The following is a 14,843-nucleotide window of genomic DNA, read 5'->3' on the forward strand; positions in this document are numbered from 1 at the left end:
CTTCCCAACCGAGGAGGACGGAGCATGAAGCCGATGAGCGGAGTTTCAGTGACCAAGGGTGCCGGGGACGCCGCGCCTGCGGCGGACGACCTTGTCGTGCTGAGCAACGTCAACAAGCACTTCGGCGCACTGCATGTGCTCCAGGACATCGACCTGACGATCGCCCGTGGCGAGGTCGTGGTCGTCATCGGGCCCTCCGGGTCCGGGAAGTCCACGCTGTGCCGCACGATCAACCGCTTGGAGACGATCGACTCGGGCGCCATCTCGATCGACGGCAAGCCGCTGCCCGCGGAGGGCAGGGAACTGGCCAGGCTGCGTGCCGATGTCGGCATGGTTTTCCAGTCGTTCAATCTCTTCGCGCACAAGACGGTGCTCGAAAACGTGATGCTGGGGCAGATCAAGGTCCGCAAGACGGACAAGAAGGCTGCCGAGGACAAGGCCCGTTCACTGCTGGACCGGGTGGGTGTGGCTACGCAGGCCGACAAGTACCCCGCTCAGCTCTCCGGCGGCCAGCAGCAACGCGTGGCCATCGCACGGGCGTTGGCGATGGACCCGAAGGTGATCCTCTTCGACGAGCCGACCTCCGCGCTCGACCCGGAGATGATCAACGAGGTGCTGGAGGTCATGCAGCAGCTCGCCCGGGACGGCATGACGATGGTCGTCGTCACCCATGAGATGGGCTTCGCGCGCTCGGCCGCGAACCGGGTCGTCTTCATGGCCGACGGAAAGATCGTCGAAGAGGCCACGCCCGACCAGTTCTTCAGCAACCCGCGCAGTGACCGGGCCAAGGACTTCCTGTCGAAGATCCTTCACCACTGAATGATCACGCACTGCACTGATTGATCCTGCACCGCCGGGCCCCGGACCGGCTGATCACTCACATCGCGTCAACTCTTAGGGAAAACCACCATGCAGCTTCGTAAGGTCACCGCCGCCTCGGCCGCCGTGCTCGCCCTCGCCATCACCGCCACCGCCTGTGGCTCCGACAAGGAGGACGGCGGCTCGGGCGACGGCAAGAAGATCACGATCGGCATCAAGATCGACCAGCCGGGCATCGGTCTGAAGACCCCGGACGGCAAGTACACCGGCTTCGACGTCGATGTCGCCACGTACGTGGCCAAGGAACTCGGCTACGACGCCAAGGACATCGTCTTCAAGGAGACCAAGAGCGCCGACCGCGAGACGGCGATCGAGCGCGGTGACGTGAAGTTCATCGCCGCCTCCTACTCGATCAACGACGAGCGCCTGCAGAAGGTGGACTTCGCCGGTCCCTACCTGCTGGCCCACCAGGACATCCTGGTCCGCGCCGACGACGCCTCGATCAAGTCCCCGGCCGACCTGAACAACAAGAAGCTGTGCTCGGTCGCCGGCTCGACCTCGGCGAAGAACGTCAAGGACAAGCTGGCGCCGAAGGCGCAGCTCCAGACGTACGGCGGCTACTCGGAGTGCCTGACCGGCCTGGAGAACAAGGCCATCGACGCACTGACCACCGATGACAGCATCCTGGCGGGCTACGCCTCGCAGGCGAACTTCCAGGGCAAGTTCAAGCTGGCCGGCTTCAAGATGACCAACGAGAACTACGGCATCGGTCTGAAGAAGGGCGACGCCGACCTCAAGAAGAAGATCGACGCCGCGCTCACCAAGATGGTCTCGGACGGTTCCTGGGACAAGGCCGTGAAGGACAACTTCGGTCCGGCGAACTACAAGAACGAGCCCGCCCCGAAGATCGGCAACATCGTCAAGTGAAGCAGGGCTGACCGGGCGCGCCGTCCGTGAACGGCGGCGCGCCGTGCCCTCCTAGACGCGGAAGCGCGGGAGATCGTGTTCGACTTTCTTGAAGGTTACGACCTGCTGGGGGCCTTCTGGGTGACGGTGCAACTCGCCGTCTACTCCGCCCTCGGCTCCCTCATATGGGGAACGCTGCTGGCCGGCATGAAGGTCAGCCCGGTCCCCCTGATGCGCGGCTTCGCCACCGCGTACGTGAACGTGGTCCGGAACATTCCGCTGACCGTGATCATTGTCTTCTCGTCGCTGGGCCTGAACCAGACGCTGACCATCTCGCTCGGCGCCGATGTCATCGAAGACATCAACTTCCGGCTGGCCGTACTCGCCCTGGTCGCCTACACGGCCGCCTTCGTCTGCGAGGCGCTGCGCTCGGGCATCAACACGGTGCCGGTCGGCCAGGCCGAGGCGGCGCGCGCACTCGGGCTGAGCTTCACGCAGGTACTGCGGCTGATCATCCTTCCTCAGGCGTTCCGTGCGGTGGTCAACCCGTTGTCCAACGTGCTGATCGCGCTGACGAAGAACACCACGGTCGCCTCCGCGATCGGCGTCGTCGAAGCCTCGTACCTGATGAAGGACATGATCGAGGCCGAGGCCCAGCTGATCCTGATCGCACTGGTCTTCGCGTTCGGCTTCGTCGTCCTGACCCTCCCGACCGGCCTGATCCTCGGCTGGGTGAGCAAGAAGGTGGCGGTGAAGCGATGAGTTCCGTCCTCTACGACGCCCAGGGCCCCCGCGCCAAGCAGCGCAACATCCTCTACACGGTGCTGTTCGTGCTGTGCGCCGCGGCCGTGGTGTGGTGGGTGTACGACGGTCTGGCCGAGAAGCACCAGCTCGACTGGATCAAGTGGAAGCCCTTCTTCACCAGCTCCCAGCCATGGGAGACGTACATCTGGCCGGGCCTCCAGAGCACGCTCAAGGCGGCGTTCTTCGCCCTGATCATCGCGCTGCCGCTCGGAGCGCTCTTCGGTGTCGGCCGGCTCTCCGACCACCGGTGGGTACGGGTACCGGCCGGCGTGGTCGTGGAGTTCTTCCGCGCCATTCCGGTGCTGATCCTGATGATCATCGCGAACGCGGTGTACTCGGAGTACACGACCATCAGCACCGACGACCGTCCCCTGTACGCCGTGGTGACCGGTCTGGTGCTGTACAACGCGTCCGTGCTCGCCGAGATCGTGCGCGCCGGCATCCACACCCTTCCGAAGGGCCAGGGCGAGGCCGCCAAGGCTCTCGGCATGCGCAAGGGCCAGACCATGGTGTTCGTGCTGCTGCCGCAGGCGGTGACGGCGATGCTGCCGGCGATCGTCAGCCAGCTCGTCGTCATCGTGAAGGACACCGCGCTGGGCGGCGCCGTGATGACCTTCCCCGAGCTGCTGGCCTCGATCCGCCCGATGGCTGCCAACTACGGCGCGAACACCATCGCGTGCTTCACCGTCATCGCCCTGATCTACCTCCTGGTGAACTTCGCGCTCACCTCGTTCGCGAGCTGGCTGGAGCGCTGGCTCCGGCGCACCAAGAAGGCGAAGGGCACCGCGCCCGGGGGCGCACCCGAGACGGTCGGTACGCCGTCGCTCGTCGTCGATGACGGGCGCGCCGTCTGACGGACCGTCGCACGGAGTTCCCGAGGGGCGGTGGCAGATGAGCCACCGCCCCTCACCGCTCTTCGGTGTCGCTTGACGCAAGCACCGGCAGTAGGTTGCATACGTTCTGTGATCGCGCCCCCTGTCCTCTCCGTCGCCACACCTCCTCAACCCTCCATCCACCTTCCGAGCCGCTCGCTTCGCGCGTCCGCGTCGTGTGAACGGATCCCAGGAGTCGCGCCGTGGACCCGGTGATCGTCGTCGGTGCCGGGCCGGTCGGCCTGGCGCTGTCGCTCGCCCTCGCGGCGCAGGGCGTTCCCTCCGTCCTGCTCGACGAGGACCCGGGCAAGGACGAGACGCGCCCCGCCCGCACCGTGGTGCTGCGCGAGGACACCGCGGCCCTGGTGGAGCGGCTGGGCTGCAAGGCGCTCCGGCACGAGGGGGTGCGGTGGTCCGGGTGGCGGTCGATGCGGCGCAGGCAACTGGTGCGTGAGCTGCCGCTCGGCGAGGACTCCGCCGAGGGTGATCCGTTGCCGGCCCCGATCCATCTGCCCCAGCACGTACTGGCGCGCGGGCTGCGGGAGGCGGTGGCCGCGCAGGATCTGGTGCGGGTGGCCCCCTACAGCCGGATCGACACCCTGGAGCAGGACGCCACCGGCGTCACCGTGCACACCAGGGAGCCGAACGCGACCTGGTGGCGCGGGAGTTACCTGGTGGGCTGCGACGGCGCCAGGTCCACCGTGCGCAAGCTGCTCGACATCCGGTTCCCCGGGCGTACGGCGGTGGAACGGCATGCCGTCGCGGCGCTGCGCACCGAGCTGCCCTGGCCCGGACAGGCCGTGCTGCACCGGCTGCCGCCGTGGCGAACCGGCGGCGCCGAGGTCACGGCGCGGCCGCTGCCGGACGGCGTCTGGCGGCTGGACTGGCTGCTGCCGCCGCGCGGCGAGCTCGTCACCCCGGACGCCCTGATCACCCGGGTCCGGGACACCTTGGCGGGCTGGTGCGGGGAGACACCGCCGTACGAGCTGCTGGACACGGGCGTGTACACGCTGCACCACCGGCTCGCCCTGCGCTGGCGGGTGGACCGGGCCTTCCTGGCCGGCGACGCCGCCCATCTGTTGGGGGCGCTGGGCACCCAGGGGCTCGACGAGGGGCTGCGGGACGTCGAGAACCTGGCCTGGAAGCTGGCCCAGGACTGGCACCACGGCGCTTCCGACGGACTGCTCGACAGTTACCAGGCCGAGCGCCGGGCCGCGGTCGCCGCACGGCTGCGCGCCGCGGACCAGTCGTTGCCGATACTGCGGGGCGCCGGAGGGCTGCGGACGCTGGTCCCGGGGAGCGCACGGGAGCACGATTCGCTGCTCGCCGACGGGCATCTGGGCTGCGGCCCCCTCGGTGCGCCCCCCTCATACTCGCATTCGCCCCTTGCGCCCCCACGCGCCGAGGCACACACATCTGTCGGTACGCCCCCCGGTGCGCCGGTGGCCGATGTGCGGGTGACAGCCCCCGACGGGACGACCGTACGGCTCCGGGAACGGCTGGGGCAGGGGCATCTGCTGGTGGTTCTGGTGGCACCCGGAACCGGGGTCTGGGACCGCCGTCACTGGATGACCGCCGGTGTCATGCCCCGCCTCGCCGCCGCCGTCGACGCCCTGCCGATGAAGGGCGAGCTGCTGGTGACCGAGAGCTACCCGGGAGCGTCGGCCCACACCGTGCTGCTGGTCAGACCGGACGGTCATCTCGTGGCGTCGTTCGGCGGGGTGCAGCCTCGGGATCTCTTCGCGGCGGCGGACGCGGTACGTGGTGGAGCGGTGCGCGCCGCCGTACGTTCCGACCAGACTGCGGGCATCAATTGACCGATGCGGACGCAGATGGTGTACTCCGGAACGTGACCGACACCGATGTGCGCCTGTGGCGGAGGGTCCATATGGACCTCGTCCGCTATGCGGGCTGCGTGTGTCGTCCGTCCTGCTGAATCGCCTTCCTCTGCTCCGTCGTGCGCCCTGCCGTGCGGGCGGGGCACCCTCGCGAACCCTCAGGACGGTCTCTGTGTCTGCCCCTTCGTCACCCTCTGTACGCATGTCCTCTGCCACCGATGACGCTTCCGGTCCGACGGCGGCGGAACTGCTCGATTTCGTCCGTGCTGTCGCCGCCGACGCCGAGATCGTCGCCTCGCTCCCGCTCGATCCCGAGGGCCGTACCTGGGTCCAGCTCGAAGGGCCCGACGGCAGCGAGGCCTGGCTGATCGGCTGGCCGCCGGGTACGGGTACGGGCTGGCACGACCACGCCGACTCGGTCGGCGCCTTCACCACGGCGGCCGGCACGCTCAAGGAGCTGTCGCTCGCCGCCCGGCTGCCCACCGACGGCTGGAAGACCCTCGAACTCGCCGAGGGCATCGACCGTTCCCGCCGGTTGGCCACCGGCCAGGGCAGGGCGTTCGGCCGCCACCACGTCCACGAGGTGCTGAACGAGTCGGGCACGGAGCACGCCGTCTCCGTCCACGCGTACTACCCGCCGCTGCCGCAGATCCGTCGCTACAGCCGTACCGGCGCGGTGCTCCGTCTTGAGCAGGTCGAACGGCCGGAGGACTGGCAGTGAGTGCCGGCGGTCGCGGCGGTACGGAGCCGGTCGGGATCGATGAGCTGCTGGAACGGGTCCGGGCGGGGTTCGTCAGGGTCGGCCCGCAGGAGGCGGCCACCGCCGCGGCAGGGGGCGAGGCGCTCCTCGTGGACATCCGTTATGCGGAGCTGCGCGAACGGGACGGACTGATTCCGGGGGCGCTGGTCGTCGAGCGCAATGAACTGGAGTGGCGGCTCGACCCGCGAGGAAGCCATCGGGCCCCGCAGGCGGTGAGCCACGATCTCCGCATCGTGGTGATCTGCAACGAGGGTTACGCATCGAGCCTCGCCGCCGCGTCCCTGCAACAGCTGGGACTGCACCGGGCAACGGACCTGATCGGCGGCTTCCAGGCATGGCGCACGGCGGGCCTGCCGGTCGAGGTGTGACGGGCGCGGTGTGACTGGCGGAGCCCTGGTCTCGGAGTGACGGCTTTCGGGGTGACGACCGGGGCCGGGCCGCGCGTAGACGGGCCGGGGCCGAGCAGCGCGCCGCTGAGCCGGGCCCGGCCTCGGGGTGGCGGGTCGGCCCCCGTTCCGCTGTGACAGGTCGGGCTCGGGGTGCCTGGTTGCCGGGGTCATGCTGAGAGGCCCCAGCGCCTGGCATTCCCCACCCCCGGCATCCCCCGGACCGTCGCGACGTCCCGGGCCTTGGACCGAACGCCCAACCCCGCGCAGGTTCCTGTCCGGCACGGCTCCGGCCACATCTCGCACAGCGCTCCGCACACGGACACCTACGCGCTGGATCCTGCTGTGCCATCGTCCGGGGCCGCTCCTCCACGCCACCCGCAGTTCCCCCGAATCCGCCCCGACACACCCGAACGCCACGCTCCGGTGGAGCAATCCCCGTACCCGACCGACATTCACCTCAACGCCAAGGACCGATATGACGGAGACCTCGCACCCATGCCGACCCCCACCCTCACCCCCGATCAACTGGACGCCCAGGCCGCTCGTCTCCATGACACCGAGGCGTGGCAGCAGATCATCAGCGGCTGGGACGCCACAGCCCCCGGCCCCGACCGCGACCCTGTACAGCCTGCCTCCCCCGCCGATACAGAACGGCTGTTGCCGGTCCGTCAGCCGACCGACTGGCGCGATTTGTTGTCCGTGCCGGTCGACCAGCTCATCGCCGATTCCATCCGCGCCCTGCCTCCGACCGCACCGCGCGAGCGGCCGCTTCCCGGGCGGCTGGGCGCGGTCCTCCCGGACCGGCTCCACTCCTGGCGGCGCATCGGCCAGCCCGAGGTGAGGCCCTCCACGCATCTCGCCTACGCGAGGCAGATCCTGACCGAATGGGGCTGGCAGAACACCCCTTACCGGCTCCGCAACGCACGCGGCGCACGGTGCATCTGCGGCGCCCTCGTCACCGCGCACCGCCTGGGATACGGCTCCCTCGACACCGTGGACCGTGCCGGCGCCTGGCTCGTCGCCGAGCTCCGCTCCCGGGGCTGGACCGGACTGATCGGCCCATGGAATCGCTGCCCCGGCCGCACCGCCGCGGATGCACTCGCCCTGATCGACGCCACCATCACCCGCGCCGCCCTCGCCGGGCAGTGATCGCCACAGCCACCCCACCCGATACCCGCCCCGGTCAGAAGGGCTCGTCCAGGCCTTCCGTGTCCTCGCCCTCTTCTTCGAGCGCCTGCCGCACCACGCGCAGGGCCATGCCCTCCCCGTACCCCTTGCGGGCGAGCATGCCCGCAAGGCGGCGCAGCCGCTTGTCGCGGTCCAGGCCACGCGTGGAGCGCAGTTTCCGTGCAACCAGCTCCCGGGCGGTCGCCTCCTCCTGCTCGGAGTCGAGCTGCCCGACCGCCTCGTCGATGACCGCCGAGTCCACCCCCTTGGTGCGCAGCTCACGGACGAGGGCCCGGCGGGCCAGGCCGCGGCCGTGGTGCCGGGACTCCACCCAGGCGTCGGCGAACGCCGCGTCGTCGATCAGCCCGACGTCCTCGAAGCGCGACAGCACTTCTTCGGCCGCCTCGTCCGGGATCTCCCGCTTGCGCAGGGCGTCCGCGAGCTGCTTCCGGGTGCGCGGGGTCCCGGTGAGCAGTCGCAGGCAGATGTTGCGTGCCTGCTCGACCGGGTCTCGCGGCTCCCCCTTCTCGGCCCTCGACGAGGAAGGGGAGCCGCTGCTCCTGGTGCGGGAGCGGTCACGACGGCCCGCCCCCTCACCGAATCCGGCGCCCGAGCCCGCGCCACGACCGGTGCCGGATCCGGCACCGGCCTCCGGCCCGTGCGCATCCTCGGACCCGGCCATGTACCCGGCGGTGCTTCCGTGGCCGGGTCCGGCGTGCTGGTCAGTGGCGCTGACCGGCCACTCCGTACGACGCGTCACGGTCTAGCTCTTGGCCGCCGCGGTCTTGGCCGGCTTGGTCTTGCCGGCCGGAGCGGGCACCGACTTCGCGCTGTCGGCCGGTGCCGCGGCACCAGCTGCCGCGTCCGCACCGGACTCGGCGGCGCTGTCGTCGGGCCTGACACCGATGCCCAGCTTCTCAAGGATCTTCTTCTCGATCTCGTTGGCGAGATCGGGGTTGTCCTTGAGGAAGTTGCGGGCGTTCTCCTTGCCCTGGCCCAGCTGGTCGCCCTCGTACGTGTACCAAGCACCGGCCTTGCGGACGAAGCCGTGCTCCACGCCCATGTCGATCAGACCGCCCTCGCGGCTGATGCCCTGGCCGTAGAGGATGTCGAACTCGGCCTGCTTGAAGGGCGGCGCGACCTTGTTCTTGACGACCTTGACCCGGGTGCGGTTGCCGACGGCGTCGGTGCCGTCCTTCAGCGTCTCGATCCGGCGGATGTCGAGGCGCACCGAGGCGTAGAACTTGAGCGCCCGGCCACCGGTCGTGGTCTCCGGCGAGCCGAACATCACACCGATCTTCTCGCGGAGCTGGTTGATGAAGATCGCGGTGGTCTTGGACTGGTTGAGAGCGCTGGTGATCTTGCGGAGTGCCTGGCTCATCAGACGGGCCTGGAGACCCACGTGCGAGTCACCCATCTCGCCCTCGATCTCCGCACGCGGAACGAGCGCCGCGACGGAGTCGATGACGATCAGGTCGAGGGCGCCGGAGCGGACCAGCATGTCCACGATCTCAAGGGCCTGCTCGCCGTTGTCCGGCTGGGACAGGATGAGGCTGTCGATGTCGACGCCGAGCTTCTTCGCGTACTCGGGGTCGAGAGCGTGCTCCGCGTCGATGAAGGCGACCGAGCCGCCGAGCCTCTGCGCGTTCGCCACCGCGTGGAGCGTCAGCGTCGTCTTACCGGAGGATTCCGGTCCGTACACCTCCACCACACGGCCGCGCGGCAGGCCGCCGACGCCGAGGGCCACGTCGAGGGCGGTCGACCCGGTGGGAATCACTTCGATGGGCTCGTTCGGCCGCTCGCCGAGGCGCATCACCGCGCCCTTGCCGAATTGCCGTTCAATCTGTGCGAGTGCGGCGTCCAGCGCCTTCTCGCGGTCGTTTCCTGCCATGGGTTCCACCCGATTTGCTTGAGTCGATCGCTTCACGTCAAAGACGCTAACCCCTGCCACTGACAATGGGCCTCGACGTCCTCCCGGCCTGTGGACAACTCCACGGTCGGGCCCGGGAAAACCCGGCCGGAATCCCATGAGAATGGATGTTCGATTTTAGTGTCAAGCGCACCACTCCGGGCCGGCCCTCGCCCCAGGACGGCGCCGTGGCGTCCCGCCACCAGGGAGTCGAGAACAGCCGATCAACACCATGTTAGATTCCGGCCACAGGTGACAAAACCGACAGAGAGGGGTGGCTCTGGTCGCCGGGGCGACCCGTGGTGCGGGCCTTCGCATCGCTGTTCAGCTCGGCGGGATCGGGGCGCCCGTCCACGTCACGGGGACGGACGAGCAGGTGGGAGCACTCGGCGATGAACCGCCCCGCGACCGTGTAGGAGACCGCTGCTCTCGTGGACGAGGCGGACGGCCGCGGGATCCCGGTCCGGGTCGACCAGCCGGCGCCCGAGGAGGTCGACGGGCTCGTGGCCCGGACCGGGAAGCGGAACCGGGTCAGGCGTGTGCCGGGCCCTCCGGCTCCCCGGCAGCGCCCTGTCCGCCTCCGCGCCCGTCGCTCCCCTCGCCGTCATCGCTCTCGGGGGCCCGCCAGGAACGGCGCAGCCGCGTGAGCAGTGGCTCGCCGCGTCGTCGGCCCCGGCCGTGGCCGTGCATCCGCGGGTCGTCCGTCAGGTCGTACCGCTTCACATACGCGCCGAGGAACGCCTGGAGCGTGGCGACGGCCGGGATCGCGATCAGCGCGCCCACGGCACCCATCAGGGCCGTGCCCGCGATGACCGATCCGAAGGCGACCGCCGGATGGATGTCGACGGTCCTGGAGGTGAGCTTGGGCTGCAGCGCGTAGTTCTCGAACTGCTGGTAGACCACGACGAAGCCGAGCACCCACAGCGCGTACCAGGGGTCGACGGTGAACGCGATCAGCATCGGCAGGGCGCCCGCCAGATACGTACCGATCGTGGGGATGAACTGGGAGACCAACCCGACCCAGACGGCGAGTGCGGGCGCGTACGGAACGCCGAGGATCACCAGCAGGATGTAGTGCGCGATCCCGGAGATGAGGGCCATCAGACCGCGTGAGTAGAGGTAGCCGCCGGTCTTGTCGACCGCGATCTCCCAGGCCCGCAGGACCTCCGCCTGCCTGGCGGGCGGCAGCACGGAGCACAGGGCGCGTCGCAGCCTGGGGCCGTCGGCCGCGAAGTAGAACGAGAACAGGAAGATCGTCAGCAGACGGAACAGCCCGCCGAGCACGGTGGTGGAGACGTCGAGCACTCCGGTCGCGCTGTTCTGGACGTACTTCTGCAGCCAGTCGGAGTGGAGCAGGCTGTCCTGGACCTCGACCCTGGAGAGGTCGGTGTGGAAGCTCTGGTTGACCCAGTTGATCACCGAGTCCAGATACTTCGGGAACTCCTCGACCATGTCGACGATCTGGCCCGCGAGCATCGAGCCGAGGAGTACGACGAAGCCCACCCCGGCGATCAGCACCACCAGGAAGACCAGGAAGGTGGCGAGGCCGCGGCGCATGCCGCGCGCCGACATCCGGCTCACCGCCGGCTCGATGGCGAGCGCCAGGAAGAACGCGATCAGCACATTGATCAGCAGCCCGATGAGCTGGTCGAACGCCCAGCTGCCGAGCCGGAAGCAGGCGTAGAGCGCCAGCGCGAGAACCATGGCGCGCGGCAGCCACGTGGGCATGCGTACCGGTCCGCCGCCGGCGGACGCGGTGGGTGGCGCGGCCGGCGGGACGGGCGGTGTGGAAGGCGGCTGGGTCTGTGCTGTCTCGTCTGTCGGTGCCACGGTTCCAGTCTCGCCTACGGCTGTGGCGAGCAACCGCCCGCCCCGGACAACAGCACAGGTCCGGGCCACGGAACGGGGTTCAGTGCTTGTCCGCGCCGGGGTCAGCGCCTGTCCGCACCCGGTCAGCGCTTGTCCGCCGGAATGCCGACCGCGGTACAGACACCGCGCCAGACGTCCTTGGTCTCCCAGCCCGCGGCCAACGCCTGGTGGACCGTCTGCCCACCGAGTTCGGCCATCACATGATCACGCGCGAAGGAGTCGGCGTACCCGGCTCCGAAGTGGTCCGCCATCCGTTCCCAGAAAATCGTCAACCGCATGACCTCAGTATCCCGCTCCTGAGAGTGCAGCCGGGCCGCTACGTCTTGCCGAGAGCGCTTACCGCCCTACGGTCGGTCCATGGCTGGAACCGGAACAAGTCCCCTCAAGCGTGCCGAGCAGTTCATTTGGCTCACGGCCCGTGTCCTGGAACAACGGCGGTTCGCTCATCACTTCCTGGAAGGAAGTGCGGACGCGGTGGAAACCGCACTCGCCGCCTATCTGAACGAGGACGGTGGCTACGGGCACGCGCTCGAACCCGATCTGCGTGGCCCCGTCAGTCAGCCACTGCACACCGCGCACGCGCTCAATGTGCTGGACTCCATCGGGCGCTGCGACGGACTGCGGGTGGAGCGGATCTGCCGCTTCCTCACCCAGGTGTCGACCAAGGAGGGTGCTCTTCCCGCTCTGCTGCCGACGCAGCGCGGCTATCCCGCCGCGCCGTTCATCCCGATCGTCGACGATCCCCCCGCGGAGCTGTTGGCCACCGGCCCCGTCGTCGGGCTCCTGCACCGCAACGCGGTGTGGCACGCCTGGCTGTTCCGGGCCACTGATTTCTGCTGGGCCGCGGTGGACGCGCTGGACCGGTCGCATCCGTACGAGATCGAGGCGGCGCTCGCCTTCCTGGACGGCGCTCCGGACCGGGTGCGGGCGGAGGCGGCGGCCGACCGGCTCGGGCGGCTGGTGCGGGATCAGCGTCTCGCCGTACTGGATCCGGAGCGGCGGGCCGAGTACCCGGTCGCGGCCGGCTACGCGCCGGGTGAGCAGCACTTCCCGTACGACTACGCCCGTACGCCCGAGTCGCTCGCCCGTCACTGGTTCACCGACGAGGAGCTCTCCCGCTCGCTCGACCATCTCGCGGCCGAGCAGCAGCCGGACGGCGGCTGGCCGGTCAACTGGCGGCAGTGGGCACCGGGGACGGCTCTGGAGGGGCGGCCCATCGTGACGCTCAAGGCGCTCCTGACCCTGCGCGCCCATGGCCGCAGCCTCGGCTGAGCCCCGGTTGCCGAAGCGGATGGTGGCGGTCAGACCGGTGAGCCCGGCCGGCCGGCTGTCGGCTGTCGGCTGTCGGCTGTCGGCTCCGGACGGTAAGGGGCTCGGCTCCATGGACCGAGCCCCTTACCGTCCGTGCGGGGCGGGTGCCTAACCGAGGGCACGTACCCCTGCGGTGACGGCCACGGCGGCGCCCACGACCACGAGGAAGGGCGCGCGCAGGACCAGCGCGAGCGCCGCCGCGGCAAGGCCGGCCCCCCTGGCGTCCAGTGCCAGGTGCTGCCCGTCGCCGAACGTCTGCTGCGCGGTGAGGGCGGCCAGGAGCGCCACGGGCAGGAGTGCGGCGAGGCGCTGGGCGAGCGGGCGTTCCAGCACACCGGCGGGCACCAGCAGCCCGACGAGCTTGGCGAGGTAGCAGCCGACGGCGGTCAGTGCGATGGCGATCCAGACGTTCATCGGTCCTTCTCCGTACTCTCCGTGCTGTTCTTCGTGCTCTTCGTGCTGCCCTGCGTGTTGGCCGTTCCCCGGCCCGCGCCCTTCCCGCGTCCGCCCAGGAACAGAACGGCAGGTGCGGCGAGCGCGGACAGCAGGACAGGGACGCCTGCGGGCAGTACGGGCAGCAGCCCGAGCACGAGCAGGACCGCGATGGCGGCGGTGACGCGTTCCGTGGTGCTCTTCAGCATCGGTGCGAGCAGAGCGAGGAAGACCGCGGGCGATGCCGCGTCCAGCCCCCAGGCGTCGGTGTCGCCGAGCGCCTCGGCGCCCAGGGCTCCCAGCAGCGTGGTCAGGTTCCACAGCACATACAGGGTCAGCCCGGTGACGGCGAAGCCGATCCGTGCCGCCCGCCGGGTCGGCTGCGGAAGTGTCACGGCGGTCGTCTCGTCGATGACCCACTGGGCGGCGAAGGGGCGCAGCGCCCTGGGGAGCGCCAGCAGCTGCGACAGCCGCAGGCCGTAGAAAGAGTTGCGTACGCCGAGGAAGAAGGCCCCGGCAGCCGCGGTGTACGGGTTGCCGCCCGCCGCGAGGGCGCCGACGAGGGCGAACTGCGAGGCGCCGGTGAAGACGGCGAGGCTGAGCGCGCAGGTCTGCAGCAGGCTCAGTCCGGAACCGGCCGAGGTCACGCCGAAGGCGAACCCGGAAAGCCCGACGGCTATCCCGACGCCGAGCGCATCGCGTACGACGGCCGCGTCCGGCTTCGCACCGGCCGGCTCCGCACCGTCCGGCTTCCCACGGACCGCGTCCGGCTGCTCTCCTCGGCCGGTCGCGTCGCGGTGGGGTGCGTCGGCCGATGCGCCGACGCCCTCTGGGAGTGTTGTCTGTTCTGCCACGACCGGAACGCTACGTGGGCAGATCGGGACCGGTCTTGTACGTTCTTGCACGTTCGCGCTGGTACGCGCCGGGTGGTACTCCCACGATCCGGGTGAAGTGACGGTTGAGATGCGGCTGATCGGTGAAGCCGACCTCGGCGGCCGCCTCCGCGGGCGCCGTCCCCGCATCGAGCATCCGCCGCGCCGCCCGCACCCGGGCATCGGTGAGCCAGGCGTGCGGCGGCATCCCGTACTGCTTCTTGAAGGCTCTCAGCAGCGCGAACGGACTCGTTCCCAGCTCCGCCGCCAGCGCCTCAAGGGTGGGCGGCGCCGCCATCCGCCCCTCCAGCACCGCGCGGGCCCGCGCCGCGTCGCGGGCGCCCGCCGAGCGGGGCGCGCGGGTGGGCAGCGCGCTGCCGCACCGGTCGAGCAGCCGCGTGACCATGACCCTCAGCACCGTGTCGGCGGCAAGTGCGTTGCCCTCCTCGGCGGCCCGGTGGACCTCGCTGATCAGCCGGGCCGCGTACGGGTCCATGACGCTGGTCTCGGTGAATCCGACCGTGCCGCGCAGGCTCGTCGTCTCGGCCGCGATGTCGTTGATCACCTGCGACGACGGGTAGAGCGTGGCGTAGACCCAGCCCTCGGGCACGCCCGCGCGGGCCGTGTGCGGAACCTCGGGGTTGATCACGACAACGGTGCCGGGGCCGGCGTGGACGGTGCCGCCCGGCAGCCCGACGTCCTCCACTCCGCGGCTGATGGTGCCGAAGACATAGCCCTCGTGGCTGTGGCGCGGGAAGGTGTGGCGCACATAGCGGGCACGCAGCAGATCGAGGTCGGGCAGTTCCGCGTACTGCCAGTACCTCGCCCACTCTCCCGATCCTGATTCCGGTATCGCCGCCATGCACGAATTCTCGCAGCTCCGGGGCAGGGTCGC

The 14,843-nt window shown here is 69.9% G+C and carries 17 protein-coding genes; 10 read left to right on the forward strand and 7 right to left on the reverse strand.

Features of this window, described 5'->3' with window-relative positions; all coding sequences use genetic code 11:
• Window positions 1–33 precede the first annotated feature (33 nt).
• The 9 genes from OG842_RS10235 (at window position 34) to OG842_RS10275 (ending at window position 7,537) form a co-directional block, all read left to right on the forward strand.
• Complete coding sequence (locus OG842_RS10235) at window positions 34–819, forward strand: amino acid ABC transporter ATP-binding protein (RefSeq protein ID WP_266729321.1); 786 nt, start codon at window positions 34–36, stop codon at window positions 817–819.
• 90 nt (window positions 820–909) lie between these two features.
• Window positions 910–1,746 (forward strand): glutamate ABC transporter substrate-binding protein, encoded by an 837-nt coding sequence (locus OG842_RS10240; protein ID WP_266729322.1) that lies wholly within the window; start codon window positions 910–912, stop codon window positions 1,744–1,746.
• A 75-nt stretch (window positions 1,747–1,821) separates the two neighbouring features.
• Window positions 1,822–2,487, forward strand: a complete 666-nt coding sequence (locus OG842_RS10245) for an amino acid ABC transporter permease (RefSeq protein ID WP_266729323.1) — start codon at window positions 1,822–1,824, stop codon at window positions 2,485–2,487.
• Window positions 2,484–3,383 (forward strand): amino acid ABC transporter permease, encoded by a 900-nt coding sequence (locus tag OG842_RS10250; RefSeq protein WP_266729324.1) that lies wholly within the window; start codon window positions 2,484–2,486, stop codon window positions 3,381–3,383. Before OG842_RS10245 ends, OG842_RS10250 begins: the two co-directional genes overlap by 4 nt.
• 221 nt (window positions 3,384–3,604) lie before the next feature.
• Window positions 3,605–5,218 (forward strand): FAD-dependent monooxygenase, encoded by a 1,614-nt coding sequence (locus OG842_RS10255; RefSeq protein WP_266729325.1) that lies wholly within the window; start codon window positions 3,605–3,607, stop codon window positions 5,216–5,218.
• Between the two features lie 71 nt (window positions 5,219–5,289).
• Window positions 5,290–5,337, forward strand: a complete 48-nt coding sequence (locus tag OG842_RS10260) for a hypothetical protein (RefSeq protein WP_309506048.1) — start codon at window positions 5,290–5,292, stop codon at window positions 5,335–5,337.
• A 104-nt stretch (window positions 5,338–5,441) separates the two neighbouring features.
• The gene (locus tag OG842_RS10265; protein ID WP_266729326.1) at window positions 5,442–5,960 is read left to right on the forward strand and encodes a cysteine dioxygenase; all 519 of its coding nucleotides are present in this window, start codon (window positions 5,442–5,444) and stop codon (window positions 5,958–5,960) included.
• Entirely contained in the window at window positions 5,957–6,367 is a 411-nt protein-coding gene (locus OG842_RS10270; RefSeq protein ID WP_266729327.1) for a rhodanese-like domain-containing protein, read from the forward strand. Before OG842_RS10265 ends, OG842_RS10270 begins: the two co-directional genes overlap by 4 nt.
• Window positions 6,368–6,883: 516 nt before the next feature.
• On the forward strand, window positions 6,884–7,537 hold the full coding sequence (locus tag OG842_RS10275; protein ID WP_266729328.1) for a DUF6197 family protein: 654 nt from the start codon (window positions 6,884–6,886) through the stop codon (window positions 7,535–7,537).
• 34 nt (window positions 7,538–7,571) lie between these two features.
• On the opposite strand, the gene recX is transcribed toward OG842_RS10275, so the two are convergent.
• The 4 genes from recX to OG842_RS10300 form a co-directional block, all read right to left on the reverse strand.
• Complete coding sequence (recX, locus tag OG842_RS10280) at window positions 7,572–8,315, reverse strand: recombination regulator RecX (protein ID WP_266729329.1); 744 nt, start codon at window positions 8,313–8,315, stop codon at window positions 7,572–7,574.
• Between the two features lie 3 nt (window positions 8,316–8,318).
• Window positions 8,319–9,446, reverse strand: coding sequence for a recombinase RecA (gene recA, locus OG842_RS10285; protein WP_266729330.1), 1,128 nt, complete (start codon window positions 9,444–9,446; stop codon window positions 8,319–8,321).
• A gap of 549 nt (window positions 9,447–9,995) precedes the next feature.
• Window positions 9,996–11,192, reverse strand: coding sequence for an AI-2E family transporter (locus tag OG842_RS10295; protein WP_266733513.1), 1,197 nt, complete (start codon window positions 11,190–11,192; stop codon window positions 9,996–9,998).
• 224 nt (window positions 11,193–11,416) lie between these two features.
• Entirely contained in the window at window positions 11,417–11,611 is a 195-nt protein-coding gene (locus OG842_RS10300; protein WP_114247022.1) for a DUF3046 domain-containing protein, read from the reverse strand.
• A gap of 79 nt (window positions 11,612–11,690) precedes the next feature.
• On the opposite strand from OG842_RS10300, the gene OG842_RS10305 reads away from it, so the two are divergent.
• Window positions 11,691–12,605, forward strand: coding sequence for a hypothetical protein (locus tag OG842_RS10305; RefSeq protein ID WP_266729331.1), 915 nt, complete (start codon window positions 11,691–11,693; stop codon window positions 12,603–12,605).
• Between the two features lie 147 nt (window positions 12,606–12,752).
• Here OG842_RS10305 and OG842_RS10310 read toward each other — a convergent pair whose 3' ends face one another.
• Genes OG842_RS10310 through OG842_RS10320 form a run of 3 tightly spaced genes read right to left on the reverse strand, consistent with a single transcriptional unit; the run spans window position 12,753 to window position 14,810 of the window.
• Complete coding sequence (locus tag OG842_RS10310) at window positions 12,753–13,058, reverse strand: AzlD domain-containing protein (RefSeq protein ID WP_266729332.1); 306 nt, start codon at window positions 13,056–13,058, stop codon at window positions 12,753–12,755.
• Complete coding sequence (locus OG842_RS10315; RefSeq protein WP_266729333.1) at window positions 13,055–13,930, reverse strand: AzlC family ABC transporter permease; 876 nt, start codon at window positions 13,928–13,930, stop codon at window positions 13,055–13,057. The genes OG842_RS10310 and OG842_RS10315 overlap by 4 nt, the downstream gene beginning before the upstream one ends.
• 10 nt (window positions 13,931–13,940) lie before the next feature.
• Window positions 13,941–14,810 (reverse strand): AraC family transcriptional regulator, encoded by an 870-nt coding sequence (locus OG842_RS10320; protein WP_266729334.1) that lies wholly within the window; start codon window positions 14,808–14,810, stop codon window positions 13,941–13,943.
• Window positions 14,811–14,843 lie beyond the last annotated feature (33 nt).

It is taken from the genome of Streptomyces sp. NBC_00376 (assembly GCF_036077095.1).
Classification (GTDB): domain Bacteria; phylum Actinomycetota; class Actinomycetes; order Streptomycetales; family Streptomycetaceae; genus Streptomyces.